This is a genomic window from Acrocarpospora pleiomorpha (assembly GCF_009687885.1).
Classification (GTDB): Bacteria; Actinomycetota; Actinomycetes; order Streptosporangiales; family Streptosporangiaceae; genus Acrocarpospora; species Acrocarpospora pleiomorpha.
Genome location: NZ_BLAF01000078.1, coordinates 20,783 through 43,269 on the forward strand (window position 1 = coordinate 20,783; position 22,487 = coordinate 43,269).

The window sequence follows — 22,487 nt, forward strand, 5'->3', positions numbered from 1 at the left end:
TTCTGAGCAAGTCGTGAGAGAGGCCGAGCCGTTCGATGCCCAGCGTCTACTGCACGCAGTGCGGTCACCCCAACCCCGAGGATGCCCGTTTCTGCTCTCGATGCGGTTCGCCGCTGAGCCCGCCCGCGCACCAGGTGGTGCCGGACACGACCTCGACGATCTCCCTTGAGGCCGTGGACGAGGCGACCGGGCAGACGCTGCTGCCGGATCGTTCCGCGGTCGAGCAGCTGCCGCCGGGCACCGCGCTGCTGGTCGTGATGCGCGGGCCGAACGCGGGCAGCCGGTTCCTGCTCGACAGCGACCTCACCACGGCGGGTCGCCACCCGGAGAGCGACATCTTCCTGGACGATGTGACCGTGTCCCGGCGGCACGCCGAGTTCTACCGGCGCGGCGGCCAGTTCACCGCTCGCGACGTGGGCAGCCTCAACGGCACCTACGTCAACAGGGAGCGCATCGAGGAGTTCCCGCTGGCCGGGGGCGACGAGGTGCAGATCGGTAAATTCCGGTTGGTGTTCCTCACCCGCGGCCCGGGAGGGCCGTGATCGCTGGGTGAGAAGGGGGTGAGCCCGTATGGCCGCTGAGGCGATCAGGGCGCATATGAGCATCGGGGAGGTGCTCGCCCTGCTGCAGGGGGAGTTCCCCGACGTCACGATCTCCAAGATCCGGTTCCTGGAGGGGGAGGGGCTGATCGAGCCCCAGCGCAGCCCGTCCGGATACCGGAAGTTCACCCACACCGACGTCGAGCGGCTGCGGTTCATCCTGACCGCCCAGCGCGACCAGTACCTGCCGCTGCGGGTGATCAAGGACCAGCTGGCCGATCCGCCGGGGCCGCGCGCGGTCGGCGCCGAGACGCCGCCGGTCCGGCTCAGCCGGGAGGAGCTGCTGGCGGCGGCCGAGATCGACGAGGAGACCCTGGCCGAGCTGGAGGACTACGGCCTCATCCCGCCCGGCGCGCGGCGCTACGACGCCGACGCGCTCGATGTGGCGCGCAGCGTGGGGCGGCTGGCCAGGTTCGGGCTGCACGCGCGGCATCTGCGCGCGGTAAAGGCCGCCGCGGAGCGCGAGGCCGGGCTGCTGGAGCAGGCCGTGGCGCCGCTGCTGCGCCGCCGCGCGCCCGGATCCCTCGACCACGCCGAGGAATCCGCACGCGAAATCTCCGGACTTCTCATGCGTTTGCACGCCGCGCTGCTTAATGGCAGTGTTCGTGGCGTTCTCGGCCGCTGACAACGCCTGTCGCTCTCGGGTGTTACGTTGAATGCCTGGTGATATATGCCGCATCCCGGAGAGTGAGTCGCCCGTGTTGCAGATGGAGGTCGTGGGGGTCCGCGTTGAGATGCCCTCGAACCAGCCGATCGTCCTCCTGAAGGAGGCGAACGGTGATCGGTACCTGCCGATCTGGATCGGCATGACCGAGGCGACCGCGATCGCGCTGGCACAGGCAGAGGATCCGCCGCCACGGCCGCTCACCCATGATCTGTTCCGGGACGTGCTGGACGCGCTCGACATCCAGTTGCGTACCGTGAACATCGTCGCGTTGCGTGACGGGATCTTCTTCGCCGACCTGGTGTTCTCCAACGGCGTAGAGGTCAGCGCGCGGCCTTCGGACTCGATCGCGCTGGCGTTGCGCACCCATACGCCGATCTTCGCCAGCGAGGACGTGGTCCGCGAGGCCGGAGTCAGCATGCCCGATGACCAGGAGGACGAGGTGGAGAAGTTCCGCGAGTTCCTGGACAACATCACGCCGGAGGATTTCGGCCGTGCCGGTTGAGATCGGATGATTTTTCGGCTTCACGACGCGCCGATCGCGGTCGTTGACTGAGGCTGGCGCCAGTCCTACCGTGCAAGGGAAACCACGGTTGTAGTTCAAGAACCCCCAGATCAGGCCGTGGGATGAGAGAAAGCCGGAGGTCCGCAGTGGCGGTCAGCAGCGGCGAGGGTAAGACGGCCGGGCATGATCCGGCTCAGCGCGAGTCGGCGCGGGAACGCGCCGGTGAGCAGGGCTTGCTGTTCGACGAGCGGCCCGCGGCCGTCGCCGACGACATCGGCTACCGCGGCCCCACGGCGTGTTCGGCGGCCGGGATCACCTACCGCCAGCTCGACTACTGGGCCCGCACCGACCTGGTCCAGCCGACCATAAGAGCCGCGCAGGGCTCCGGCTCCCAGCGGCTGTACAGCTTCCGCGACATCCTCGTGCTCAAGGTCGTCAAACGCCTCCTGGACACCGGGGTGTCGCTCCAGCAGATCCGCACCGCCGTCCACCACCTGCGCGAACGCGGCGTCAACGACCTGGCCCAGATCACCCTCATGAGCGACGGGGTGAGCGTCTACGAGTGCACCTCGGCCGACGAGGTCATCGACCTGCTGCAGGGCGGGCAGGGCGTGTTCGGGATCGCGCTCGGGCGCGTGTGGCGCGAAGTCGAGGGATCGCTCGCGGAGCTGCCGGGGGAACGCGCGGAGGTCGGCCTTCCGCCTGAGGCCGACCACCCCTCCGACGAACTGGCGCAGCGACGACGCGCCCGCAAGACCGGTTGAGAGCATCCCGGCCCGATGGCGGTAGGCTGGTGGCAGCCGACGACCTTGTGCGGGAGAGTCCCTTCCACGTCCAGTAGGAGGGGCGCCGAAGGAGCAAACCTCCCCGGAATCTCTCAGGCAACCGGTACCGCACGGGCGAGGCGACTCTGGAAAGCCGTGCCGTCCAGCCAGGCGGCCGCACCGAAGGGGAAAGCCGGGCACCTCATCAGGGCTCGGTGAAGCTCTCAGGTCCGATGACAGAGGGGGAGACCCGCAGAGCGACCGGTTCCAGGCCGGGCGCGCTGGTCTCGACGCCGCTGGAGGCCCCTGTCATGACTGTTCACTCCGAGTTCGCCGCTCGTCATATCGGTCCTTCCGCCGCCGATCAGGCGCGCATGCTGGCCGCCGTCGGATACGCCACCACCGAGGACCTGGTCGCCGTGGCCGTCCCCAAGGCGATCCGCACCACAGAGCCGCTGAATCTGCCGGCCGCCGCCAGTGAGATCGAGACCCTGGCCGAGTTGCGGGAACTCGCCGCCCGCAACCAGGTGCTGACCTCGATGATCGGGCTGGGCTACTTCGACACGATCACGCCGGGCGTGGTGCTGCGGAACGTGCTGGAGAACCCGGGGTGGTATACGGCGTACACGCCGTACCAGCCGGAGATCTCGCAGGGCCGGCTGGAGGCGCTGCTCAACTTCCAGACCGTGATCACCGACCTGACCGGCCTGGACGTGGCCGGGGCCTCGATGCTCGACGAGGGCACGGCCGCCGCCGAGGCGATGACGCTGGCGCGGCGGGTGTCCAAGGCCAAGAGCGCGGTGTTCGTGGTGGACGCCGACGCGCTGCCGCAGACCAAGGCCGTGCTGGCCACCCGCGCCGAGCCGCTGGGCATCGAACTGGTCGAAGCCGATCTCGGCGGGGAGCTGCCCGAGTGTTTCGGGGTGCTGGTGCAGTATCCGGGGGCGAGCGGCCGGGTCGCCGACTTCCGCGACCTGTCCGAGCGGGCGCACGCGATCGGCGCGCTGGTCGTCGCCGCCGCCGACCTGCTCGCGCTGACGCTGCTCGAAACCCCCGCCGCGCTCGGCGCCGACATCGCGATCGGCTCCTCGCAGCGCTTCGGCGTCCCGTTCGGGTACGGCGGGCCGCACGCCGCCTACCTGGCCGTCCGGGAAGGGCTGCAGCGGCAGCTGCCCGGCCGGCTGGTCGGGGTGTCGCTGGACGCGGACGGGCGGCAGGCCTACCGGCTGGCCCTGCAGACGCGCGAGCAGCACATCCGGCGGGAGAAGGCGACCAGCAACATCTGCACCGCGCAGGTGCTGCTGGCCGTACTGGCCGCCATGTACGCGGTCTACCACGGCCCCGACGGGCTGCGCCGGATCGCCAGGCGGGTGCACGGGCACGCGGCCCTGCTGGCCGAGGGGCTGCGGGCGGGCGGGGTCGAGGTGGCGCACGCGGAGTTCTTCGACACCGTGCTGGCCCGGGTGCCCGGCCGGGCGGCGGAGGTCGTCGCGGCGGCCCGCGAGCGGGGCGTCAACCTGCGCCTGGCGGACGCGGACCAGGTTGGCGTGTCCTGTGATGAGAAGACCACATACGGGCATCTGGAGGCGGTCTGGGAGGCTTTCGGAGTGCCTGCGGTCGAGGGTAGCCGGGAGGCGCTTCCCGAGGCGCTGGGGCGGACCTCGGACTTCCTGACGCATCCGGTGTTCCACAGCCACCGCTCCGAGACCGCAATGTTGCGCTATCTGCGGAAATTGCAGGACAAGGACATCGCGCTGGACCGGTCGATGATCCCGCTCGGGTCGTGCACCATGAAGCTCAACGCGACCACCGAGATGGAGCCCGTCACCTGGCCGGAGTTCGCCGGGATCCACCCGTACGCGCCGGTCGATCAGGCCGCCGGATACGCCGCCCTGATCGAGACGCTGGAGGGCTGGCTGGCCGAGGTGACCGGCTACGACGCCGTCTCGCTCCAGCCCAACGCCGGGTCGCAGGGCGAGTTCGCCGGGCTGCTGGCGATTCGCGCCTACCACCACGCGCGCGGCGACCTCGGGCGGGACGTCTGCCTCATCCCGTCCTCGGCGCACGGCACCAACGCGGCCAGCGCGGTCATGGCGGGCCTGCGGGTGGTCGTGGTGGCCTGCGACGAGGACGGCAACGTGGACCTCGCCGACCTGGACGCCAAGATCGGCAAGCACCGGGAGGCGCTGGCGGCGATCATGGTGACCTATCCGTCCACGCACGGCGTGTTCGAGGAGGCCATCGCCGACATCTGCGCCCGGGTGCACGACGCGGGCGGCCAGGTGTACGTGGACGGGGCCAACCTCAACGCGCTGGTCGGGCTGGCCAAGCCCGGCGAGTTCGGGGCGGACGTGTCCCATCTCAACCTGCACAAGACGTTCTGCATCCCGCACGGGGGCGGCGGGCCAGGCGTCGGTCCCGTGGCGGTCAAGGCGCATCTGGCGCCGTACCTGCCCGGGCGGGGCGTGGGGGCGGTCAGCGCGGCGCCGTACGGGTCGGCGGGGATCCTGCCGATCTCGTGGGCGTACGTGCGGATGATGGGCGCCGAAGGGCTCAAGGCGGCCACCGAGCAGGCCATCCTGTCGGCCAACTACCTGGCCGTACGGCTCGCGCCGTACTACCCGGTGCTGTACACCGGGCGGGACGGGCTGGTCGCCCACGAGTGCATCGTGGACCTGCGGAAGATCACCAAGGAGACCGGTGTGACCGTGGACGACGTGGCCAAACGGCTGGTCGACTACGGGTTCCACGCGCCGACCATGTCCTTCCCGGTGGCGGGGACGCTGATGATCGAACCCACCGAGAGCGAGGACCTGGCCGAACTCGACCGGTTCGTGACCGCCATGGTCGCGATCAAGGGGGAGATCGACAAGGTCGGGTCGGGGGCGTACGAGAGAGACGACAATCCGCTGCGGAACGCGCCGCACACCGCCGACAGCGTCACCGCCGACACCTGGACCCACGCTTACAGCCGGACCGAGGCGGCCTACCCGGTCGCGTCCCTGCGGGATCAGAAGTACTGGCCGCCGGTGCGCCGGATCGACCAGGCTTACGGCGACCGGAACCTGGTGTGCGCTTGCCCGCCGCTGGAAGCGTACGAGGACTGAACCGTTTGGCATGTCTGGGGGCGGATCGCCGCCCGGAAGGCTAGGATCCTCGTGATCCTTTTCCGGCTGAGATCGGCAGTGGAGGCCCCCCTCATGACGGCCATCGACCCTCGCGCCGATCAGGTGCGGCAGATCGACCGGGCCCGCCGTCTCTACGAGGCGGGCGAGCTGGACGCCGCCGCCGAGCTCTTCGCGGAGCTGGCGACCACGGAGGGCGCGCACGATCGGGCCCAGGCGGCGCTCGGGCTCGCGGTGGTGGCCGAGCGTATGGCCGAGGATCTGCTGGCGGATGGGCGGCCGGACGAGGCCGCCGATGTGGTGCTCCAGGTGCTGGAGGTGACGGACGCGCCGCGGTTGCGGGTGCTGCTGGGCATCGCGCACCTGGAGATGGCCTGCGCGGAGTTCGCCGCCGCCGTCGAGGCGGGGCCCGATGCCGACACTGACACGGCCGCACTGGCCATTGAGCTGCTGGCGCGCACGCTCCCGCTGCGCGGCCGGGACGGCGACGCGGAAACCGTCTGGCGATACGGGTTCGAGCACGCGGACGACACGCTCGCCGCCCAGGTCAGGCAGCGGTACGACCGCCCCTAGTTCCGGCGGCGGCCCAGCGCGTAGGCCAGGTTGATCAGGACGATGCCACCCCAGGCGAGGAACAGGCCCGGGGTGCCCGCGTTGCCGGCCGCGATCGCCGTCAGCGGGATGGCGATGCCGAGCGAGCCCAGCGCCACCGGGATGTGTGAGTTGTCGGGCTTGGGTGGCTTGACGCCCGCTTTGCTCTGGTGAACCGCGACCTCCGCGCGCACCCGCGCGGTGATCTCACTGTCAAGTTTCTCCAAAAACGAGTCGACGAGCGCGTCCTCGTACTCGGGACCGAGGTCCCGGCGCGCTTCGAGGGTGGCTCGCAGATCGTCACGTGGCAATGATGTGTCGGGCACGTAGTCAAATCTGGCACACCCGCGCCATGACGTCATCCTCCATTTGGACGACGCCCGTGTAATGCCCCGGAGGGAGCCGCCGTGCCGGAGGCGCGGCCATGACAAGGTAGCGTCCGGGTATGGAGCTTGAGACCGCCTACGGGCCGGGGCGGGTGGAGATCGAGGTGGCGGAGTCGCCGTGGCTGGTGCTGGCGCTCACCCACGGCTCGGCTGGGGGAGTGGACGCGCCCGATCTGCTGGCGGTGCGGGACGCGGCTTTGGCGGCGGGGGTGAGCGTGGCCCGGGTGGTCCAGCCGTTCCGGCTGCGCGGGGCGCGGGCGCCCGGCCCGGTCGCCAAGCAGGACGAGGCCTGGCTGGCGCTCATCGGCGCGTTGCGCGCGCGGCTACCGGGGTTGCCGCTGGTCCAGGGCGGGCGCAGCAACGGGGCCAGGGTCGCCTGCCGTACGGCGCGGGAGGCCGGGGCCGAAGGGGTGGTGGCGCTGGCCTTCCCGCTGCACCCGCCGGGCAGGCCGGAGCGCTCCCGGGCCGATGAGCTGCGTGGGGCCGGGGTGCGGGTGCTGGTGGTGAACGGCGACCGGGACCCGTTCGGAGTGCCCGCCGAGGCGGACGCGGACCGGCTCGTGGTGCTGGCCGGGGAGGGTCACGATCTCAAGAGGGAGCCGGCCCGGGTGGGCGCGGAGGTGGCCCGGTGGCTGGCGGAGCGGGTCAGGCCGCGCTGCTCGCCAGGTCGGTCGGCCGGTGGGGGGCGATGACGACGCCGTTCGGAAGCAGCTCGCCGGTGTCCTCAAATAGGACCACACCGTTGCACAACAGGCTCCACCCCTGCTCGGGGTGGGCCGCGACGGTTCTGGCGGCTTCTCGATCCTTCGCTTCCGCGTTCGGACAAGACGGGTCATGAGGGCACATCGCCGGGGCTCCGTGTCTATCTCGGGTCGCTCGTTGGACGGATCCCTCAGCTGGACGGGGGACGAGCGCTTGGTTGGACGTGTTGCAGTGGACTACACCAGTGTGCGGTAGGTCACTCGGTCAGGACATAGCCCGTTGGGACGATTTCAACCGGTCCAGTTGGCAAGCCTTGCCGTATGTGATCTGCGGCACAAGACTGCCTGACGGACGATAACAGCCCAAGCGCGACACGCCGTCGTTCCGGTAAATGAGTGGTTACATACCATTCGGTCGGGCTAGACCGGCCAAAACCGCGTCGAGTCCCCGTTCGAAATCCTCCTCGCCGGACTCCACCCGGGCGTGCGCCACGGTGGCGTCCGGATCGGCCCAGCCGGAGCGCTGCACCTCCACCGCGACACTGCCGAACATGTACGCCCTGAGTGTGCGCACCGCGCCCGACGGGTCGTCAAGACCGGCTTCGCGGAGCCGCTCCACCTGGTTGGCGATCGTCGCCAGGGCCATGCCCTTGGGCGGTTTGGTCAGCGCCAGCGCCAGCACGCCCGGGTGTTCGAGCAGGGCCGCCCTGCCCGCCCGCGCCCAGTCCCTGGCGACGTCCTGCCAGGTCTGCCCGCCCGAGTCCACCTCGATCGTGGTGACATGCTCGGCCAGGGCGTCCATCAGGGCCTCCTTGCCGCGGGGGAGGTGATGGTAGATGGCCATCGCCTCCACCTGGAGGGCGTCGCCGAGCCGCCGCATGGTGAGGCGGCGCAGCCCCTGGCCGTCGGCGATGTGCAGGGCCGCGTCGATGATGCGCTCCCGGGAGAGCGGGACGGGCGGGCGTTTGGCTGGCATATCGAGAACCTTACTTCGTACAGGCGGCCTCCGGGGGCACGACTGTCGGCGGGACCGCGTACGCTACCGGCAGTAAGGGTTGGACAGAGTTTGAGGGGCTGACGATGGCGTTTTTCCGTCCGCGTGTGAGCCGGGAGGCGGAGGTTCGCTACCACGCCGACCAGGAGGCGGCGAAGGGCTATCCGGCGATGCTGGAGCGCGCCCGCACGGCGGAGCGGGAGTACCGCGCCAAGCGGGCCGCCCACGCGCCGGGGGCGGAGTTGCGGGCCGCCGGGGTGGCGCTGGACCAGGCGATCTCGGGGGCGCTGCGGTCGGCCGAGTCGGCGCAGCGGGCCACCTTCGGGGTCAAGGCGTATGACGACCGGATCCGGCGCAGGAAGGGCCGGGCCACGCCCGAGGGCGCCAAGTGGACCGCCGAGGTGAACCGGCTGCGGACGCTCCGCGAGGAGCACCGGCTGACCGGGATCGTCCGGGTTCCGGACAACGTTCCGGGATAGCGAGATCCCGGATAACGGATAACCGATCACGCAACCGCTGGGCACGTTCCGCCGCCGGAGCTTACCGTGAGGTACGGGAGGGCGGATGGCCGGACGGGCGCGTTACGCGGCGGGTAAGCCATGCTGGGTCGATCTCGGCACGGGGGACCTGGCCGGGGCGGAGGAGTTCTACCACGGGCTGTTCGGCTGGGACTTCGAGCCGCGGGGGCGTAGTCATTCGACCGCGCTGCTGCGCGCCCAGCCGGTGGCGGGGTTCGGGCCGGTCCGGGAGGCCGGGTGGGTCACCCATATGGCGGTGGACGATCTCGACGAGAGCGTCAAGCATGCCGTACAGGCGGGTGGGCGGTTGCTTTCCGGGCCCGATCAGGTTTTCGACGAGGGCCGGGAGCAGGGCTGGGGGGCGCTGCTCGCCGACCCGGCGGGGGCGATGTTCGGGGTCTGGGAGGAACGGGACTTTCCCGGGGCGGCCATGCATCACGTGCCGGGCACGTTCTGCTGGCACGAGCTGGCCGTCCGGGACACCGAGGTGGCGGCGGAGTTCTACCGGCGGGTGTTCGGCTGGCAGGGCCGGGTCTCCGGCAGTTACACCGAGTTCGACCTGCGCCGGCCGCGGGAGACCGTGACCGGCATGGTGGAGATGACCGACGCCTGGCCGCAGGAGATCGTGCCGCACTGGATGGTCTACTTCGCGGTGGCCGACTGCCTGGCCGCCGCCGACCGGGTGGAGTCGCTCGGCGGCGTCATCGAGATCCCGCCGTTCGCGCTGCCTTCGGGCCGGGTGACCGTGGCCTCCGACCCGCAGGGCGCGGTGTTCTCGCTGATCGAGTTGGCTAGTTAGCTGGCCCAGTCCAGGAGCGGGATCGTGTTGCTGGGGTGGCGCAGCTTGGACAGCGACTCCTTCTCCAGCTGGCGGATGCGCTCCCGGGTCAGGCCCAGGTGCTTGCCGATCTCGTCCAGGGTGTGCGGCTTGCCGTCGGCCAGGCCGAAGCGCAGCGCCATGATGCGCGCCTCGCGCGGGGACAGGTTGGCGAGCACGCCGCGCAGCTGCTCGGCCAGCAGCTGCCGGTCCACCACCTCGGAGGCCTCCAGCGAGTCCACGTCCTCGATCAGGTCGCCGATCCGGGTCTCGCCGTCCTCGCCGATGGTGGAGTCCAGGCTGATCGGCTGGCGGCTGGTGCGCAGCAGCTCCTCGATCTGGTCGGGGGTCTTGTCCAGCTCGACGGCCAGCTCCTCGGGGGTGGGCTCGCGGCCGAGGCGCTGGTGCATGTCCCGCTCGACGCGCGACAGCTTGGACAGCATCTCCAGCACGTGCACGGGCAGCCGGATCGTCCGGGCCGAGTCGGCGAAGCCGCGCTGTATGGCCTGGCGTATCCACCACATCGCGTACGTGGAGAACTTGAAGCCCTTGGTGTAGTCGAACTTCTCGACCGCCCTTATCAGGCCGAGGTTGCCCTCCTGGACGACGTCCAGCAGGGCCATGCCGCGGTCGGTGTACTTCTTGGCCACCGAGACGACCAGGCGGAGGTTGGCCTCCAGCATGTGGTCCTTGGCGCGGCGGCCGTCCTCGATCACCCACTCCAGGTCCTCGCGGAAGCCGGGGGGCAGGCGCTCGCCGGACTCCTCGGCCTCCTCCAGCTTGTACTCGGCGTACAGGCCGGCCTCGATCCGGCGGGCGAGCTCGACCTCCTGGGCGGCGGTGAGCAGCGTGCGGCGGCCGATGGACTTGAGGTAGGTGTGGACGGAGTCGCCCATGACGGAGGTGTTGTCGTCGATGTCGATCGACTGGGCCTCGGCCTCGGCCTCCTGAGGGTCGAAATCCTCCTCCGCCGCCGTGGTTTGGGGGGTATCGGCCAGGCTCACCCCGGCCTCGGTGAGTTCGCGCACCAGGGTGCGGCCCTCCGCGGCGCCGACGCCCGCCTCGGTGAAGGCCTGGCGGAGTTCGGACAGGGAAAGGTGACCCTGCGCGCGGCCTCGCTCAAGGAGCTGGTCGAGCGTCGTGGGGGTCGTTTCGCGTGCGCGCGAGGCCGCCACGGCGGTTCGGGGCATGAGGACACCTCCTCCTTGACTTCGTGCGTAAAGTGATTCTGAATGGGCTGTTCCGGCTCGGTCAGGAAGTCGGCGGCGGGTGGCTCGTCGCTCCGGCGTGCCAGTAGCAATAACGCCTTAAGGCGTGATTTGTTCCCAGGGGCCCGAGAATGCCGGGGGCGGTGGATTGGCCCGCCCGCGCGGGACTCAGTTGGGCAGGATGCTGATGGACACTTCCGGAATCGGCATCGGCTGCGCGTCCTCCAGCCGTTCCTTGGTCCAGTACTCGGAGATCTCGCCCGGGTCACCGGGCATGAGCCGGGAGACCACATTCGGGTCCGTTTCCGGCTCGGAGACCACGCCGGAGTCCGGCGCCGGGGTCGCGCGGGTGACCTCCTTGAGCCGCAGCGACTCCTCGTTCAGCCGCCCCGCCGAAGCGGTGTGCGCCACGGCCACCCCGCCCACGAGGATCGCGCCGACGACTCCAGCGGAGATCAGCATCTTGGGCGTGGGAATCAGCACGGGCACGTCCTCCTAGTGGCGGGCTTACGCAACTGTATGACGAGCGCAGGTCATATTTGGTTCCGCAAGGCGACCATATCGGGTTTGCCGTTGGGCAGCAGCGGGAGTGAACGAACGCGCATGACCGCACGTGGCGCGGCGTAGGCGGGCAGGCGTTCCTTGGCGAAGGCGCGCAGCTCGCCGAGCTCGGCCGGACCGGCCACGACGGCGACGACGATCTCGCCCCACTCGGGGTCGGGACGGCCGAGCACGGCCACCTCGTCCACGCCGGGATGTTCGGCCAGCACGGCGGCCACGCTGCCGGCGACGACCTTCTGGCCGCCGGTGTTGATCACGTCGTCGGCCCGGCCGAGCACGGTCAGCCGGCCGCCCTCCCAGATCCCGAGGTCGGAGGTGCGGTAGCGGCCGCCGCCGAACGGCTCCCCGAAGCGGTAGCCGGAGAACAGCACGGGCCCGCCGATCGAGATCCGGCCGTCGGGCCCGATTTCCAGATCTACATTGTAAAGGGGCGTGCCGTCGTACACGCAGCCGCCGCTCGTCTCGCTCATCCCGTAGGTGGTGACGATCCCCGGATGGGCGGCCAGCAGGTCCGGGGGAGCGGCGGCGCCGCCCAGCAGGATCGTCCGGAACCCGGACAGATCTGCGCCGGAGTCGACCAGGCGGCGCAACTGGGTCGGCACCAGGGACACGTGCCCGGCCCCCGACGCGGCCACCGCCCCGGCCGAGAACCGCTCGTGCACGATCGGCACGGTCTCGCTCAGCATCGCCCTGACCAGCACCTGGAGGCCGGAGATGTGGGAGGTCGGCAGGCAGCACAGCCACCGCTCGCCGGCCGCGCCGATCCGCTGGAGCGAGGCCGCCGCGGAGGCGACCAGGGCCGCCGCGCTCAGCTCCACGCCCTTGGGCGCGCCCGTGGAGCCCGAGGTCGCGATGATCACCGCCACCTCGGCGCGGGTCGGCGCGCCGCCCGCGACCCGCTCCACCCCATCCGGAGTGATCACGTGGGTGGGGCGCAGCGCGTCCAGGGTCGCCTTCAGGGCCGCCGCCGGGAGGCCGGGGGAGAGCGGCAGCACGGCGGGCCCTTCGGCGAAAACGGCCTTCCGCACCGATTCCAGGAGTTCGGGGCCGGGCGGGAGCAGCAGGGCATGGACAGCGCGTTCTGGCACGCTCGCAAGATTAGTGACAAAGGCGTGATCTACCCAGCCGCCACGGCGCGGCTGGGGTTTCTCGTGGACCGTCCCGAGGGCCCGGGACGTGCGGTCACGGCGCGGCGGCTGGGAGGCGGTTGTCGGGTGATGCGACGCTTGTCTCCCCAACCCACCAGCCCTGTGGAGGCGAGCGCGACGATGACGACGCGGGTCTTCGGCATTCCCATGAGCCTGCGGTTCCGCGGGCAGACGGCCCGGGAGGGGGTGCTGCTGCGCGGCCCGGCCGGCTGGGGCGAGTTCTCGCCCTTCCCGGAGTACGGCCCCGCCGAGTGCGCCCGCTGGCTCGCCTGCGCCCGCGAGGCCGCCTTCGAAGGCTGGCCGGACCCGGTGCGCTCGACCATCCCGGTGAACGCCACCATCCCCGCCGTGCCCGCCGCGCGGGCCTTCGAGCTGGCCAAGGCGTCCGGCTGCGGGACCGCGAAGATCAAGGTCGCCGAGCGGGGCCAGGACTTCGCCGCGGACCTGGCCCGGGTGGAGGCCGTCCGGGACGCGCTCGGCCCGGCCGGGAAGATCCGGGTGGACGCCAACGGCGGCTGGGACGTCGACGAGGCGGTCCTGCGGCTCAAGGAGCTGAACCGGTTCACCCTGGAGTACGCCGAGCAGCCCTGCCCATCCCTGGACGAGCTCGCCCAGGTCAGGCGCCGGGTCGACGTCCCGATCGCGGCCGACGAGTCCATCCGCAAGGCCGAGGATCCGCTGCGGGTGCGCGCCGCCGAGGCCGCCGACATCGCCGTGGTCAAGGTCCAGCCGCTCGGCGGGGTGCGCGCCGCGCTGCGCGTGGTGGAGGCCTGCGGGCTGCCCGCCGTGGTGTCCAGCGCGGTGGAGACCTCGGTGGGGCTCGCCGCCGGTCTCGCCCTGGCCGCCGCATTGCCCGAATTGCCGTACGCTTGCGGCCTCGGGACCATGTCCCTCCTGACCGGGGACGTTGTCGCGGACTCGCTCACCCCCGTGGCCGGGGCGATCGCCGTACGGCGTCCGGAGGTGGACGAAGCCGCGCTGGCGCGCTTCGAGATCGAGTCGCCGAAGTGGGTTCGACGGATGGAGGAGGCGGCCGCATGTCTCGCGCGCTAGGCAGTGTTTATGGCCGCGCCTCCGGCACGGCGGGCTTGGCCGCCCTCAGCCTGCGTCTTCCCTCGTCACTCCGGCCGCTTCGCGACCTGCGTTCCTCAGTCCAGACACAGGCGCGGCCAAGCGGAGGTCTCTCGTGAATCCGGCCACCGCGTTGTCGGGCGTGCTCGTCGACGAGCTGGTCCGCTGTGGGCTCACCGAGGTCGTGCTCGCCCCCGGTTCCCGCTCCGCCCCGCTCGCCCTGGCCGCGCACGCCGACTCCCGGCTGCGGCTGCACGTGCGGATCGACGAACGGTCCGCCGCCTTCCTGGCGCTCGGGCTGGCCAAACGCGCCGAGAAACCGGTCGCGCTGATCTGCACCTCCGGGACGGCGGCGGCCAACTTCTTCCCGGCCGTGATCGAGGCGCACGAGTCGGGGGTGCCGCTGCTGGTGCTCACCGCCGACCGGCCGCCGGAGCTGCGCGGCACGGGCGCGAACCAGACGATCGACCAGGTGAAGCTGTTCGGCTCAGCGGTCCGCTGGTTCGCCGAGGTGGGCGTGCCGGAGGAGCGGCCGGGGCAGGTGGCGTACTGGCGGTCGCTGGCGTGCCGGGCCTACCAGCGGGCGGCCGGGCCGATGGATCCCGGGCCGGTGCACCTCAATCTGGCCTTCCGCGAGCCGCTGATCCCCGACGGGGACTCGGCCTGGTGCGAGTCGCTGGACGGCGACGCCAACGGGCCGTGGATCAGGTCCAGGGTCGCGCCGCCGTCGGCGGCGCTGCACATCTCGCCGACCCGGCGCGGCGTGCTCGTGGTGGGCGACGGCGCCAGCAACGTCCGGCGGTACGTGGCCGCGGCGGGCATGGCCGGCTGGCCGGTCCTGTCCGAGCCCAGCGGCAACGGCCGGTACGGCGACCACGCCGTCTCCACCTACCACTTCCTGCTGGGCAACCAGGCCTTCGCCGAGGCGCACGTGCCGGACGTGGTGGTCACGCTGGGCCGGCCGGGCCTGTCGCGGCCGCTGCTGTCCTGGCTGAAGCGCGCGCAGGAGCACATCGTCGTCGCCCAGGACCTGACCAGGTGGCCGGATCCGACCCGGTCGGCCACCCAGGTCGCGCAGGCGGTCGAGATCCCGGTCACGGCCGGGGACGACGACTGGCTGAACTCCTGGCGGCACGCCGATCTCACCACCCGGGACGCCATCGACCAGGTGCTGGACTCCGCCGGGATGAGCGAGCCCAGGACGGCCCGGGATCTGGGCGCGCTGCTGCCCAACGGGGCCCAGCTGTTCTGCGGCTCCTCGCTGCCGATCCGGGATCTGGACTGGGCGATGCGGCCCAGGCGCGGGCTGCGGCTGATGGCCTGCCGGGGGGCGTCCGGGATCGACGGGGTGGTGTCGGCGGCGATCGGGGCCGCGCTCGCCCACAACGGCCCCTCCTACGCGCTGGTCGGGGATCTGACGCTCCTGCACGACCAGAACGGGCTGATCCTGGGGCCGCGCGAGCCCCGGCCCGATCTCTGCCTGGTGGTGGCCAACAACGACGGCGGCGGGATCTTCTCGATGTTGCCGCAGGCGAGCCTGGGAGCGCCCTTCGAGCGGGTCTTCGGGACGCCGCACGGGGTGGATCTGGGATATCTGGCGGCGGCGACCGGCACGCCGTACACGCGGGTCGAGGAGCCGGACGAGCTGTCCCGGGCGATCAAGGGGGACGGTTTGCGGATCGTGGAGGTGCGGACCGACCGGGCGGCCTCCGTCGCGGTGCGCGGCAGGATGCGGGAGGCGGCGCTGGCCGGTCTGACCACTCTCGGCTACTGACGCTCGTTCGCAGGTCGTTCGCAAGGTGGCTCCGGCACTCTTCCGGTCAGGGAAGAATGGGCTGTCCGGACGACAGGGGTTGAGCATGCACGTCGAGGAATGGTTGCAGTCGATTCCGGCCGTCTGGGTCTATGCCCTGGTCGGCCTGGTGATCGGTCTGGAGAGCCTGGGCATCCCCCTGCCGGGGGAGATCGTGCTGGTCAGCTCGGCCCTGCTGGCGGCCAAGGGCGTGGTGAGCCCGGTCATGGTGGGCGTCTGCGCGAGCGCGGGCGCCATCGTCGGCGACTCGATCGGCTATCTGATCGGGAAGAAGGGCGGCAAACCGCTGTTCGACCGGCTGGGGCGGCGGTTCCCCAAACATTTCGGGCCCGCGCACATCGCCAAGGCGGAGGCGATGTTCCAGCGGTACGGGATGTGGGCGGTGTTCTTCGGGCGGTTCGTGGCGTTGCTGCGGATCCTGGCGGGGCCGCTCGCGGGGGCGCTGCGGATGCCGTACTGGCGGTTCCTGGTGGCGAACGTGCTCGGCGGGATCGCCTGGGCGGGCGGGACCACGGCGGCCGTCTACTACCTGGGCGTGGTCGCCGAGCAGTGGCTGAAGGGCTTCTCCTGGGTGGGGCTGGTCGTCGCCGTCCTGTTCGGGATCGGCACCACGCTGTGGCTGAAGAAGCGGGTCGCCGCCCGGAGCGTGGCCGAGGAGGTCAGCGCTCAATCAGCGTGACCTCAAGGGAGTAGTGCGAGGCCCGGTAGGCGTGCGAGCCGTGCTCGACCGCGCGGCCCTGGTCGTCGTAGGTGGTCCTGACCATGGTGAGCAGGGGGGCGCCGCGGCGTTCCCCGAGCAGGCGGGCCTCGGCCGGGGAGGCGGCGCGGGCGCCGATGCGCTGGTTGGCCACCCGCATGCGCACCCCGGCGGCGCGCAGCAGCTCGTAGAGACCGCGCTCGGCCAGCGCGTCGGCGGTCAGCGGGGCCAGGCCGAGCGGCAGCCAGTTGCGCAGCAGCGCGAGCGGCTCCCCGGCGGCGAAACGCAGCCGCTCCAGGTGCATGACCTCGGTTCCGATCGGTACGGCGAGCACCTCGGCCACCGTCTCGTCCGCGGCCGCCGTGCCGATGGACAGCACCCGGGTGGCGGGATCCTGGCCCGCGCGGCGCAGGTCGTCGTAGAGGCTGGTGAGCTCCACCGAACGTTTGACCTGGCCGTGCACGACCTGGGTGCCGACGCCGCGCTTGCGGACCAGCAGCCCCTTGTCGACCAGATACTGGATCGCCTGCCGGATCGTGGGGCGGGACAGACCGAGCCGGTCGGCCAGCAGGATCTCGTTGTCCAGCCGGGAGCCCGGTGTCAGCTCGCCGGTTCTGATCGCTTCCGAGATCTGCTCGGCCACCTGGAAGTAGAGGGGCACGGGGCTCGACCGGTCCAGGTCGAATTCCAACCGAGTCGATGTCACTGTCCGAGGTTACCGGAGGTCAGAATGTCAAGACAATTTACCCTCAGCTAACCCTCAGCCGCGGTCGCGGGCGAAGCGGTTGATGCGCTCCCGCCATTCGATCAGCGCCCGGTCGGGGTCGCCGGAGTCGGGCGCGGTGACGACCAGGCGGGCGCCGTGGCCGGTTCCGTCGGACAGGTGGCAGTCGGCCGGGGGCCAGTCCGCCTTCTCCAGGGCCGCCTGGGCCTGGGTGATCGGGACGGTGAGCTGGCGCTCGAAGCGCACTCCGCCGGGAACGCGGGTGCCTTCGTCGAGGTGGAACCGGGTGACGTACTCCTCGTGGAGCTCGGGGAAGTTGCCCTCGGGCGGGGTGAAGGGGCGGCCTTCGAGGAGGAATTCCATGGCGATCAGGCAGGTCTGCCAGCCGGAGGCGTAGCTGGCCGCCGCGTACCTGTCGTCGAAGGTGTGGGTGAAGATCAGCAGGCAGTCGGCGGCCTCGGGGCGGAGCTCGAAGCGGACCAGGTCGTCGCTCTCGCGGGGGACCGAGGCGGGGGCGTGCTCGCTGAACGCGAAGACGCGCGGCGGGTCGAGCTCGGTGATCACGGCCTTCAGCACGGTGCCCGCGCCGTCGTCGAAGATGATCGTCCCGCCGGGGCGCAGGTCGAGTTCGGCGGCGGGGAACGGATACCACTGGCTGAGGTGGGCGGGGTCGGTGATCGCCCGCCAGACCTTCTCGACGGGGTGGGCGAGCAGCCGCTCCATCCGCAGCACGGTGCGGCCGTCGACGGTGTGCAGGGTCTCGTTCATTGATCGTTCTCCATCGTCTCGAGGTGGAGTTCCAGCGCGTCGAGGCTGGTGGCCCAGAGTCGCCGGTACGGCGTGAGCCAGGTGTCGATCTCGGCCAGCGGGGCCGGGCAGAGCTCATACCAGCGGCGTTGCGCGTCGATCCGGACCTGGACGAGGCCGGCCTCGCGGAGCACGCGCAGATGTTTGGAGGTGCCCGGCTGGGTCAGACCGAGCCGGGCGGTCAGTTCGCCGACCGGATGCGGGCGCTCCAGGAGCAGGTCCAGGATCCGCCGCCGGGTCGGCTCGGCGAGCACGTCGAACAGCACTCTTTGAATATACCGATGAGGGAATATGCCGGCAAACGGATATAGGACATACTTTGTAAAGGCGGTATCCTGGGCGCATGCCGTACACCACCGTCAGCGAGGTCGTGGAGCACGAGACCGAGGTGCGGCGGTCGCGGTTTCTGTGCGCCCTGGCTCCGGCCGGGTCGGAGGAGGAGGCGCGGGCGTTCATCGCGGCGCGGCGGCGGGCGGACGCCTCGCACAACTGCACCGCCTATGTGATCGGCACCCGGATACGGAAGGCCGACGACGACGGCGAGCCCGGCGGGACGGCGGGGACGCCGATGCTGGACGTGCTGATCCGGCGGGGGTTCGCGGACGTCGTGGCGGTGGTCACCCGGTATTTCGGCGGCGTGCTGCTCGGCGCGGGCGGCCTGGTCCGGGCGTACGGAGGCGTGGTGGGCGAGACTCTCGACCGGGCGTCGCCGATCACCATGGTCCCGGCCCGGCTGGTCACGGTCACCATCGACCACGCCCACGCCGGCCGCCTGGAGAACGATCTACGGGTCTCCGGCCACCCGCCTCGCGGCGTCGACTACGGCAACCAGGTCGCCTTCGAGGTCGCGGTCACGGAAAGCGGCCTGCCGGGCTTCACCGACTGGCTGGCCACGGCTACGGCGGGTCGCGCGGCAGCGGCGCCGGGCGCCGGGCTGCACGTTCCCGCTCAGCCCTCCAGGGCGTAGCGCATGACGCGGAGTTTGGCCTGGGCTTCGGCTAATTCTCCGGCGGGGTCGGATTCGCCCATGATGCCGCAGCCGGCGAACAGGCGGGCGCGGTCGCCGGTGATGGCGGCGCAGCGTAACGCGATGCCCCATTCGCCGTCGCCGCGGGCGTCGATCCAGCCGACCGGGCCGGCGTAGCCGCCCCGGTCCATGTCCTCCAGCTCGCGGATGACCTCGAGCGCGGTCTCGGTCGGGGTGCCGCCGACGGCGGCGGTGGGATGCATGGCGGCGACCACGTCCAGCACGGACGCGCCGTCGGACAGGCGCCCGGTGACCCGGCTGGCCAGATGCTGCACGTTCGGCAGGACCAGGAGCTCGGGCCGGTCGGGCACGTCCAGGGTCTCGCAGAGGGGGGCGAGCGCGTCCCGAACGGAGGTGACGGCGCAGACGTGCTCGTACTGGTTCTTCTCCGAGCAGAACAGGTCGGCGGGGTCGGCGCCGGTGGGCGAGGTCCCGGCCAGCACGAGCGACTCGATCGCCCGGCCGGTGTGCCGGACCAGAAGCTCGGGGGTCGCGCCGACCAGGCCGCCCACGGAGAAGGTGTAGCACTCGGGGTAACGGGAGGCGAGCCGGGCCAGCAGGGCGCGCGGGTCGATCCTGCGGTCGGCGGTGGCGATCAGGTCGCGGGCCAGCACGACCTTGTCCAGGCGGCCGCCGGTGATCTCCTTGACCGCGGTGGCGACCGCGTGCTCCCACTCCATCGAGGTGAGCGAGCCGTCGCTGTAGCGGATCCGGCCGGGCGTGCGGACCGGGGTGACCAGGTCGAGGGTCTCCTCCCCGATGGTGGTCAGCCAGGCGCGGCCGTCCCGGCGGGCCAGCACGGTCCTGGGCACGACCAGCGTGGAGCCGGGGGAGCCGGGGTCGAAGGTGAAGGAGCCGAACGCGACCGGTCCCGAGCCGGGCAGGCGGACCTCGTCGTGGATGTCGGCGGCTTGGAAGATCGAGTTGAGCCAGGCGCGCGCCCAGGCGAAGCGGCCGGGGCCGTGCGGGACGGTGACGCCGGCGGCCTCTCCCCAGCCGACGAGGCCGTCGCCGTGCCGCACCCAGGCGTAAGGGGCGCTGTCGGGGAGGCGCGCGATCAGGTCGCCGACGTCGTCGACCGGAACCGTGCGAACCACCAGGGGACGTTGTAGTCCGAGAGCGACACTCACTCCACACACTCTACGCAGAAACTGAACGTGTTCGACATTGGGTGCCCTTTGAGCGGGGGCTCCATGTCAAGGGCCGATAGGAAGTTGGTCATGGAAGGGACGCCTGCCCGGATGGTGATAGAGCAGACATCTTCGCGATCTCTAGCTTGGGCTCCCGGAGGTGCCCATGATCAAGAAGATCACGCCCGTGCTCGTGGCCGCGTTGTGCTGGCCGATGACCGGGACGGCGGCTTTGGCGGCGGCCCGTGCCGAACCGGTGGTGCTGGCGGCGCTCGGGGATTCGATCAGCGTGGGTTTCAACGCCTGCGGCTGGTATGTCGCCTGCCCCTCGCGCTCCTGGGCGGCGGGCGATCACCCGGAGGTCAACAGTCACTATCTGCGCATGCTGGCCGCGGGGGCGGACGTGAAAGGCTTGAATTTCGCCGTGTCCGGGTCGGTCAGCGCCGATCTGCTCGGGCAGGCGCGCGCGGCGGTGGCGGCCAAGGCCACCTATGTCACGATCCTGATCGGGGCCAACGACGCCTGCGTCCGTACCGAGAAGCAGATGACGCCGGTGGCCGCCTACCGGCAGCGGATCGCGGCGGCGTTACGGGAACTGCGGCCGACCGGGGCGCGGGTGTTCCTGGCCAGCGTCCCCGACCTCAAGCATCTGTGGCGTGTCGGCAAGGACAACCCGCTGGCCAGGACGTTCTGGTCGATCGGCAAGGTCTGCCAGGCGCTGCTGGCCAATCCGGGGTCGACGGCGAAGAAGGACGTCGAGCGCCGGGATCGCGTGCGGGCGCGGGTCGTGGCGTACAACTCACAGCTGGAGGCGGCCTGCGCCGAGTACGGCCCCGGCTGCCGCTACGACGGCGGCCAGGTCTTCGCCTACCCGTTCACGCTCGACCAGGTCAGCGGGTGGGACTTCTTCCATCCGAACGTCGCGGGGCAGCGGGCGCTGGCCGAGATCACGTTCAGGGAGATGGCCGATCTCGAGAAGGTCTAGAGCCAGCCGTTGTGGCGGGCCAGCCTGGCCGCCTCGACCCGGTTGCGGGTGCGGGTCTTGCCGATGGCCGAGGACAGGTAGTTGCGCACCGTGCTCTCCGACAGGTGCAGGCGGGCGGCGATGTCCGCGATCGTGGCGCCGTCGCCCGCGACCGTGAGCACGTCGCGTTCCCGGTCGGTGAGCGGGCTCGGCCCGGCGCTGAGCGCGGCGGCGGCCAGGGCCGGGTCGATCACGCGTTCCCCCGCCAGCACCCGGCGGATGGTGGCGGCGAGCTCCTCCACCGGGCCGTCCTTCACCAGGAAGCCGTAGGCGCCCGCCTCCATCGCCCGGCGCAGGTAGCCCGGCCGGCCGAACGTGGTGAGGATCACCACCCGGCAGCCGGGCACCCGCTCGCGCAGGTCGGCCGCGGCCTCCAGACCGCCGCGGCCGGGCATCTCGATGTCGAGCAGGGCCACGTCGGGCCGCGCGTCCAGCGCGGCGGCGACCACCTCGTCGCCGCCGGCGACCTGCGCGACGATCTCCATGTCCGGCTCCAGGCCGAGCAGCAGGGCGAGCGCGCCGCGCATCATCGTCTGGTCCTCGGCCAGCAAAATCCTGATCATGCCGGTACGGTCACCCGCAACCGGAACCCGCTCGCCCCGGCGACCGCCAGCCGCCCCCCGGCCGCCTCGACCCGTTCCCGCAGCCCGCCGAGCCCGTTTCCCTCCACCGGCTCCGGCGCGCCCTGGCCGTCGTCGAGGATCTCCAGTTCGAGGCCGCCGGTGTCGCTGAGGGTGATCTGGCAGGAGCGGGCGGCGCTGTGGCGGATGACGTTCGTCACTCCTTCGCGTACGGCCCAGCCGAGGAGGGCGTCGGTTTCGGGCGGGAGCCGTACGGCGGAGGTCTGGACGCGCAGGCTGATGCCCGCGTCGGCGAGCACGTCGCGGGCGGTGGCGAGTTCGGCGTCCAGGCCGCGCCCGCGGTAGCCGGTGACGGCGGCGCGCACCTCGGCGAGGGCCTGGCGGCCGATCTGCTCGATGTCGGCGGCCTGCCGGGCGGCGGCCTCGCCGTCGCCGGGGGCGAGGCGGCGCACGGCCTCGGCCTTGACGACCATGACCGAGAGGGTGTGGCCGAGCAGGTCGTGCAGGTCGCGGGAGAAGCGCAGCCGCTCCTCCGAGACGGCGACGCGGGCGAGCTCCTTGCGGGTCTCGGTCAGCTCGTGGATGGTGTCCCAGAGCTGGACGATGATCCACGGGATGAGCCCGGCGACGAACACGCCCCAGCCGGAGAACATCATCAGGAGCGGGCCGAGGTCGGCGTTCACGGCCAGGGCCACCGCGGTGAGGGCGAGCAGGAGCAGCATGCCGCGGGCGGCCCTGACGGTGGTTCCGGTGGCGATCGCGGCCATGGTCAGCACGAACGACCAGGCGCCCTGGAAGGCGACGGCGGACGCGACGCCCACCGCGATCAGGAGGGGGAGGGCGATCCTGGTGGCCCTGTCGCGGTCGGTGAAGGCGAGCCGGGTGGTCCACAGGTAGAGGGCGGCGATGGCGGCGATCGCGGGCCAGGCCAGCCAGAGCGGCTGGTCGCGGCCGGAGACGATCTCGGCGATGGGGAACCCGCTGAGCAGGACCCAGACGTGGATCCCGGTCCGGTCGGGGGTGTTCACGGTT

General features: G+C 71.4%; 26 protein-coding genes and 1 riboswitch. Of the genes, 14 read left to right on the forward strand and 12 right to left on the reverse strand.

Annotation, left to right across the window (positions count from 1 at the left end; genetic code table 11):
• Window positions 1-35 precede the first annotated feature (35 nt).
• From Aple_RS44325 to Aple_RS44350, 6 genes are all read left to right on the forward strand, one after another.
• Window positions 36-542, forward strand: a complete 507-nt coding sequence (locus Aple_RS44325; protein ID WP_155350791.1) for an FHA domain-containing protein — start codon at window positions 36-38, stop codon at window positions 540-542.
• 28 nt (window positions 543-570) lie between these two features.
• The gene (gene ftsR / locus Aple_RS44330; protein ID WP_155350792.1) at window positions 571-1,224 is read left to right on the forward strand and encodes a transcriptional regulator FtsR; all 654 of its coding nucleotides are present in this window, start codon (window positions 571-573) and stop codon (window positions 1,222-1,224) included.
• Between the two features lie 73 nt (window positions 1,225-1,297).
• Window positions 1,298-1,768, forward strand: a complete 471-nt coding sequence (locus Aple_RS44335; RefSeq protein ID WP_155350793.1) for a bifunctional nuclease family protein — start codon at window positions 1,298-1,300, stop codon at window positions 1,766-1,768.
• A gap of 146 nt (window positions 1,769-1,914) precedes the next feature.
• A complete protein-coding gene (locus tag Aple_RS44340) occupies window positions 1,915-2,532 on the forward strand; it encodes a MerR family transcriptional regulator (protein ID WP_218038822.1) in 618 nt (205 codons plus the stop codon).
• A gap of 40 nt (window positions 2,533-2,572) precedes the next feature.
• A riboswitch (glycine riboswitch) is annotated at window positions 2,573-2,672 on the forward strand.
• A 171-nt stretch (window positions 2,673-2,843) separates the two neighbouring features.
• A complete protein-coding gene (gcvP, locus tag Aple_RS44345; protein ID WP_155350795.1) occupies window positions 2,844-5,639 on the forward strand; it encodes an aminomethyl-transferring glycine dehydrogenase in 2,796 nt (931 codons plus the stop codon).
• A 93-nt stretch (window positions 5,640-5,732) separates the two neighbouring features.
• Window positions 5,733-6,230, forward strand: a complete 498-nt coding sequence (locus tag Aple_RS44350; protein WP_155350796.1) for a hypothetical protein — start codon at window positions 5,733-5,735, stop codon at window positions 6,228-6,230.
• Here the strand turns inward: Aple_RS44350 and Aple_RS44355 are convergent.
• Window positions 6,227-6,574, reverse strand: coding sequence for a hypothetical protein (locus tag Aple_RS44355; RefSeq protein WP_218038823.1), 348 nt, complete (start codon window positions 6,572-6,574; stop codon window positions 6,227-6,229). The two genes, Aple_RS44350 and Aple_RS44355, sit on opposite strands and share 4 nt — an antisense overlap.
• A gap of 119 nt (window positions 6,575-6,693) precedes the next feature.
• Between Aple_RS44355 and Aple_RS44360 the strand changes: the two genes are divergently transcribed.
• Window positions 6,694-7,326 (forward strand): alpha/beta hydrolase family protein, encoded by a 633-nt coding sequence (locus tag Aple_RS44360; RefSeq protein WP_155350798.1) that lies wholly within the window; start codon window positions 6,694-6,696, stop codon window positions 7,324-7,326.
• Here the strand turns inward: Aple_RS44360 and Aple_RS55200 are convergent.
• On the reverse strand, window positions 7,280-7,480 hold the full coding sequence (locus tag Aple_RS55200) for a DUF5999 family protein (RefSeq protein ID WP_155350799.1): 201 nt from the start codon (window positions 7,478-7,480) through the stop codon (window positions 7,280-7,282). The genes Aple_RS44360 and Aple_RS55200 overlap by 47 nt on opposite strands.
• A gap of 255 nt (window positions 7,481-7,735) precedes the next feature.
• Window positions 7,736-8,311, reverse strand: coding sequence for a TetR/AcrR family transcriptional regulator C-terminal domain-containing protein (locus Aple_RS44370; RefSeq protein WP_155350800.1), 576 nt, complete (start codon window positions 8,309-8,311; stop codon window positions 7,736-7,738).
• A gap of 104 nt (window positions 8,312-8,415) precedes the next feature.
• Here Aple_RS44370 and Aple_RS44375 point away from each other — a divergent pair, with 104 nt between their 5' ends.
• Both Aple_RS44375 and Aple_RS44380 read left to right on the forward strand, forming a co-directional pair.
• Window positions 8,416-8,808, forward strand: a complete 393-nt coding sequence (locus Aple_RS44375) for a hypothetical protein (RefSeq protein ID WP_155350801.1) — start codon at window positions 8,416-8,418, stop codon at window positions 8,806-8,808.
• 85 nt (window positions 8,809-8,893) lie between these two features.
• Window positions 8,894-9,646: a VOC family protein gene (locus tag Aple_RS44380; RefSeq protein ID WP_155350802.1), complete on the forward strand. Its 753-nt coding sequence runs from the start codon at window positions 8,894-8,896 to the stop codon at window positions 9,644-9,646.
• Here the strand turns inward: Aple_RS44380 and Aple_RS44385 are convergent.
• The 3 genes from Aple_RS44385 to Aple_RS44395 all read right to left on the reverse strand — a co-directional run bounded on the left by Aple_RS44385 (window position 9,643) and on the right by Aple_RS44395 (window position 12,521).
• The gene (locus tag Aple_RS44385; protein WP_155350803.1) at window positions 9,643-10,854 is read right to left on the reverse strand and encodes an RNA polymerase sigma factor; all 1,212 of its coding nucleotides are present in this window, start codon (window positions 10,852-10,854) and stop codon (window positions 9,643-9,645) included. The genes Aple_RS44380 and Aple_RS44385 overlap by 4 nt on opposite strands.
• A 186-nt stretch (window positions 10,855-11,040) precedes the next feature.
• Window positions 11,041-11,355, reverse strand: a complete 315-nt coding sequence (locus Aple_RS44390) for a hypothetical protein (RefSeq protein ID WP_155350804.1) — start codon at window positions 11,353-11,355, stop codon at window positions 11,041-11,043.
• 50 nt (window positions 11,356-11,405) lie between these two features.
• On the reverse strand, window positions 11,406-12,521 hold the full coding sequence (locus Aple_RS44395) for an AMP-binding protein (protein ID WP_155350805.1): 1,116 nt from the start codon (window positions 12,519-12,521) through the stop codon (window positions 11,406-11,408).
• 180 nt (window positions 12,522-12,701) lie between these two features.
• Here Aple_RS44395 and Aple_RS44400 point away from each other — a divergent pair, with 180 nt between their 5' ends.
• From Aple_RS44400 to Aple_RS44410, 3 genes are all read left to right on the forward strand, one after another.
• Window positions 12,702-13,634: an o-succinylbenzoate synthase gene (locus tag Aple_RS44400; RefSeq protein WP_155350806.1), complete on the forward strand. Its 933-nt coding sequence runs from the start codon at window positions 12,702-12,704 to the stop codon at window positions 13,632-13,634.
• A gap of 133 nt (window positions 13,635-13,767) precedes the next feature.
• The gene (gene menD, locus Aple_RS44405; RefSeq protein WP_155350807.1) at window positions 13,768-15,426 is read left to right on the forward strand and encodes a 2-succinyl-5-enolpyruvyl-6-hydroxy-3-cyclohexene-1-carboxylic-acid synthase; all 1,659 of its coding nucleotides are present in this window, start codon (window positions 13,768-13,770) and stop codon (window positions 15,424-15,426) included.
• 85 nt (window positions 15,427-15,511) lie between these two features.
• Window positions 15,512-16,144: a DedA family protein gene (locus tag Aple_RS44410; RefSeq protein ID WP_155350808.1), complete on the forward strand. Its 633-nt coding sequence runs from the start codon at window positions 15,512-15,514 to the stop codon at window positions 16,142-16,144.
• Here the strand turns inward: Aple_RS44410 and Aple_RS44415 are convergent.
• From Aple_RS44415 to Aple_RS44425, 3 genes are read right to left on the reverse strand one after another with little or no spacing between them, the layout of a single operon-like run.
• The gene (locus Aple_RS44415; RefSeq protein WP_155350809.1) at window positions 16,125-16,868 is read right to left on the reverse strand and encodes a GntR family transcriptional regulator; all 744 of its coding nucleotides are present in this window, start codon (window positions 16,866-16,868) and stop codon (window positions 16,125-16,127) included. The genes Aple_RS44410 and Aple_RS44415 overlap by 20 nt on opposite strands.
• Window positions 16,869-16,922: 54 nt before the next feature.
• Window positions 16,923-17,654 (reverse strand): SRPBCC family protein, encoded by a 732-nt coding sequence (locus tag Aple_RS44420; RefSeq protein ID WP_155350810.1) that lies wholly within the window; start codon window positions 17,652-17,654, stop codon window positions 16,923-16,925.
• On the reverse strand, window positions 17,651-17,959 hold the full coding sequence (locus Aple_RS44425; protein ID WP_155350811.1) for an ArsR/SmtB family transcription factor: 309 nt from the start codon (window positions 17,957-17,959) through the stop codon (window positions 17,651-17,653). Before Aple_RS44425 ends, Aple_RS44420 begins: the two co-directional genes overlap by 4 nt.
• A 77-nt stretch (window positions 17,960-18,036) precedes the next feature.
• Here Aple_RS44425 and Aple_RS44430 point away from each other — a divergent pair, with 77 nt between their 5' ends.
• On the forward strand, window positions 18,037-18,660 hold the full coding sequence (locus Aple_RS44430) for an IMPACT family protein (protein ID WP_155350812.1): 624 nt from the start codon (window positions 18,037-18,039) through the stop codon (window positions 18,658-18,660).
• Here Aple_RS44430 and Aple_RS44435 read toward each other — a convergent pair.
• Window positions 18,642-19,850: an isochorismate synthase gene (locus tag Aple_RS44435; RefSeq protein ID WP_155350813.1), complete on the reverse strand. Its 1,209-nt coding sequence runs from the start codon at window positions 19,848-19,850 to the stop codon at window positions 18,642-18,644. The genes Aple_RS44430 and Aple_RS44435 overlap by 19 nt on opposite strands.
• Window positions 19,851-20,016: 166 nt before the next feature.
• On the opposite strand from Aple_RS44435, the gene Aple_RS44440 reads away from it, so the two are divergent.
• Window positions 20,017-20,835, forward strand: coding sequence for a GDSL-type esterase/lipase family protein (locus Aple_RS44440; RefSeq protein WP_155350814.1), 819 nt, complete (start codon window positions 20,017-20,019; stop codon window positions 20,833-20,835).
• Here Aple_RS44440 and Aple_RS44445 read toward each other — a convergent pair.
• Both Aple_RS44445 and Aple_RS44450 read right to left on the reverse strand, forming a co-directional pair.
• Window positions 20,832-21,437 carry a response regulator transcription factor gene (locus tag Aple_RS44445; RefSeq protein WP_155350815.1) on the reverse strand — a complete coding sequence of 202 codons (606 nt, stop codon included), beginning with the start codon at window positions 21,435-21,437 and terminating at the stop codon, window positions 20,832-20,834. The two genes, Aple_RS44440 and Aple_RS44445, sit on opposite strands and share 4 nt — an antisense overlap.
• Entirely contained in the window at window positions 21,434-22,483 is a 1,050-nt protein-coding gene (locus Aple_RS44450; RefSeq protein ID WP_170321975.1) for a sensor histidine kinase, read from the reverse strand. The genes Aple_RS44445 and Aple_RS44450 overlap by 4 nt, the downstream gene beginning before the upstream one ends.
• Window positions 22,484-22,487: the final 4 nt, after the last annotated feature.

Excerpts from the sequence above, each read along its gene's own strand:
- gcvP (WP_155350795.1), top strand. The coding sequence starts at position 2,844 with ATGACTGTTCACTCCGAGTTCGCCGCTCGTCATATCGGTCCTTCCGCC.
- Aple_RS44360 (WP_155350798.1), top strand. The coding sequence starts at position 6,694 with ATGGAGCTTGAGACCGCCTACGGGCCGGGGCGGGTGGAGATCGAGGTG.
- Aple_RS44325 (WP_155350791.1), top strand. The coding sequence starts at position 36 with ATGCCCAGCGTCTACTGCACGCAGTGCGGTCACCCCAACCCCGAGGAT.
- Aple_RS44350 (WP_155350796.1), top strand. The coding sequence starts at position 5,733 with ATGACGGCCATCGACCCTCGCGCCGATCAGGTGCGGCAGATCGACCGG.
- Aple_RS44445 (WP_155350815.1), bottom strand. The coding sequence starts at position 21,437 with ATGATCAGGATTTTGCTGGCCGAGGACCAGACGATGATGCGCGGCGCG.
- Aple_RS44430 (WP_155350812.1), top strand. The coding sequence starts at position 18,037 with ATGCCGTACACCACCGTCAGCGAGGTCGTGGAGCACGAGACCGAGGTG.
- Aple_RS44380 (WP_155350802.1), top strand. The coding sequence starts at position 8,894 with ATGGCCGGACGGGCGCGTTACGCGGCGGGTAAGCCATGCTGGGTCGAT.
- Aple_RS44370 (WP_155350800.1), bottom strand. The coding sequence starts at position 8,311 with ATGCCAGCCAAACGCCCGCCCGTCCCGCTCTCCCGGGAGCGCATCATC.
- Aple_RS44440 (WP_155350814.1), top strand. The coding sequence starts at position 20,017 with ATGATCAAGAAGATCACGCCCGTGCTCGTGGCCGCGTTGTGCTGGCCG.
- Aple_RS44410 (WP_155350808.1), top strand. The coding sequence starts at position 15,512 with ATGCACGTCGAGGAATGGTTGCAGTCGATTCCGGCCGTCTGGGTCTAT.
- ftsR (WP_155350792.1), top strand. The coding sequence starts at position 571 with ATGGCCGCTGAGGCGATCAGGGCGCATATGAGCATCGGGGAGGTGCTC.
- Aple_RS44375 (WP_155350801.1), top strand. The coding sequence starts at position 8,416 with ATGGCGTTTTTCCGTCCGCGTGTGAGCCGGGAGGCGGAGGTTCGCTAC.
- Aple_RS44420 (WP_155350810.1), bottom strand. The coding sequence starts at position 17,654 with ATGAACGAGACCCTGCACACCGTCGACGGCCGCACCGTGCTGCGGATG.
- Aple_RS55200 (WP_155350799.1), bottom strand. The coding sequence starts at position 7,480 with ATGTGCCCTCATGACCCGTCTTGTCCGAACGCGGAAGCGAAGGATCGA.
- Aple_RS44385 (WP_155350803.1), bottom strand. The coding sequence starts at position 10,854 with ATGCCCCGAACCGCCGTGGCGGCCTCGCGCGCACGCGAAACGACCCCC.
- Aple_RS44400 (WP_155350806.1), top strand. The coding sequence starts at position 12,702 with ATGACGACGCGGGTCTTCGGCATTCCCATGAGCCTGCGGTTCCGCGGG.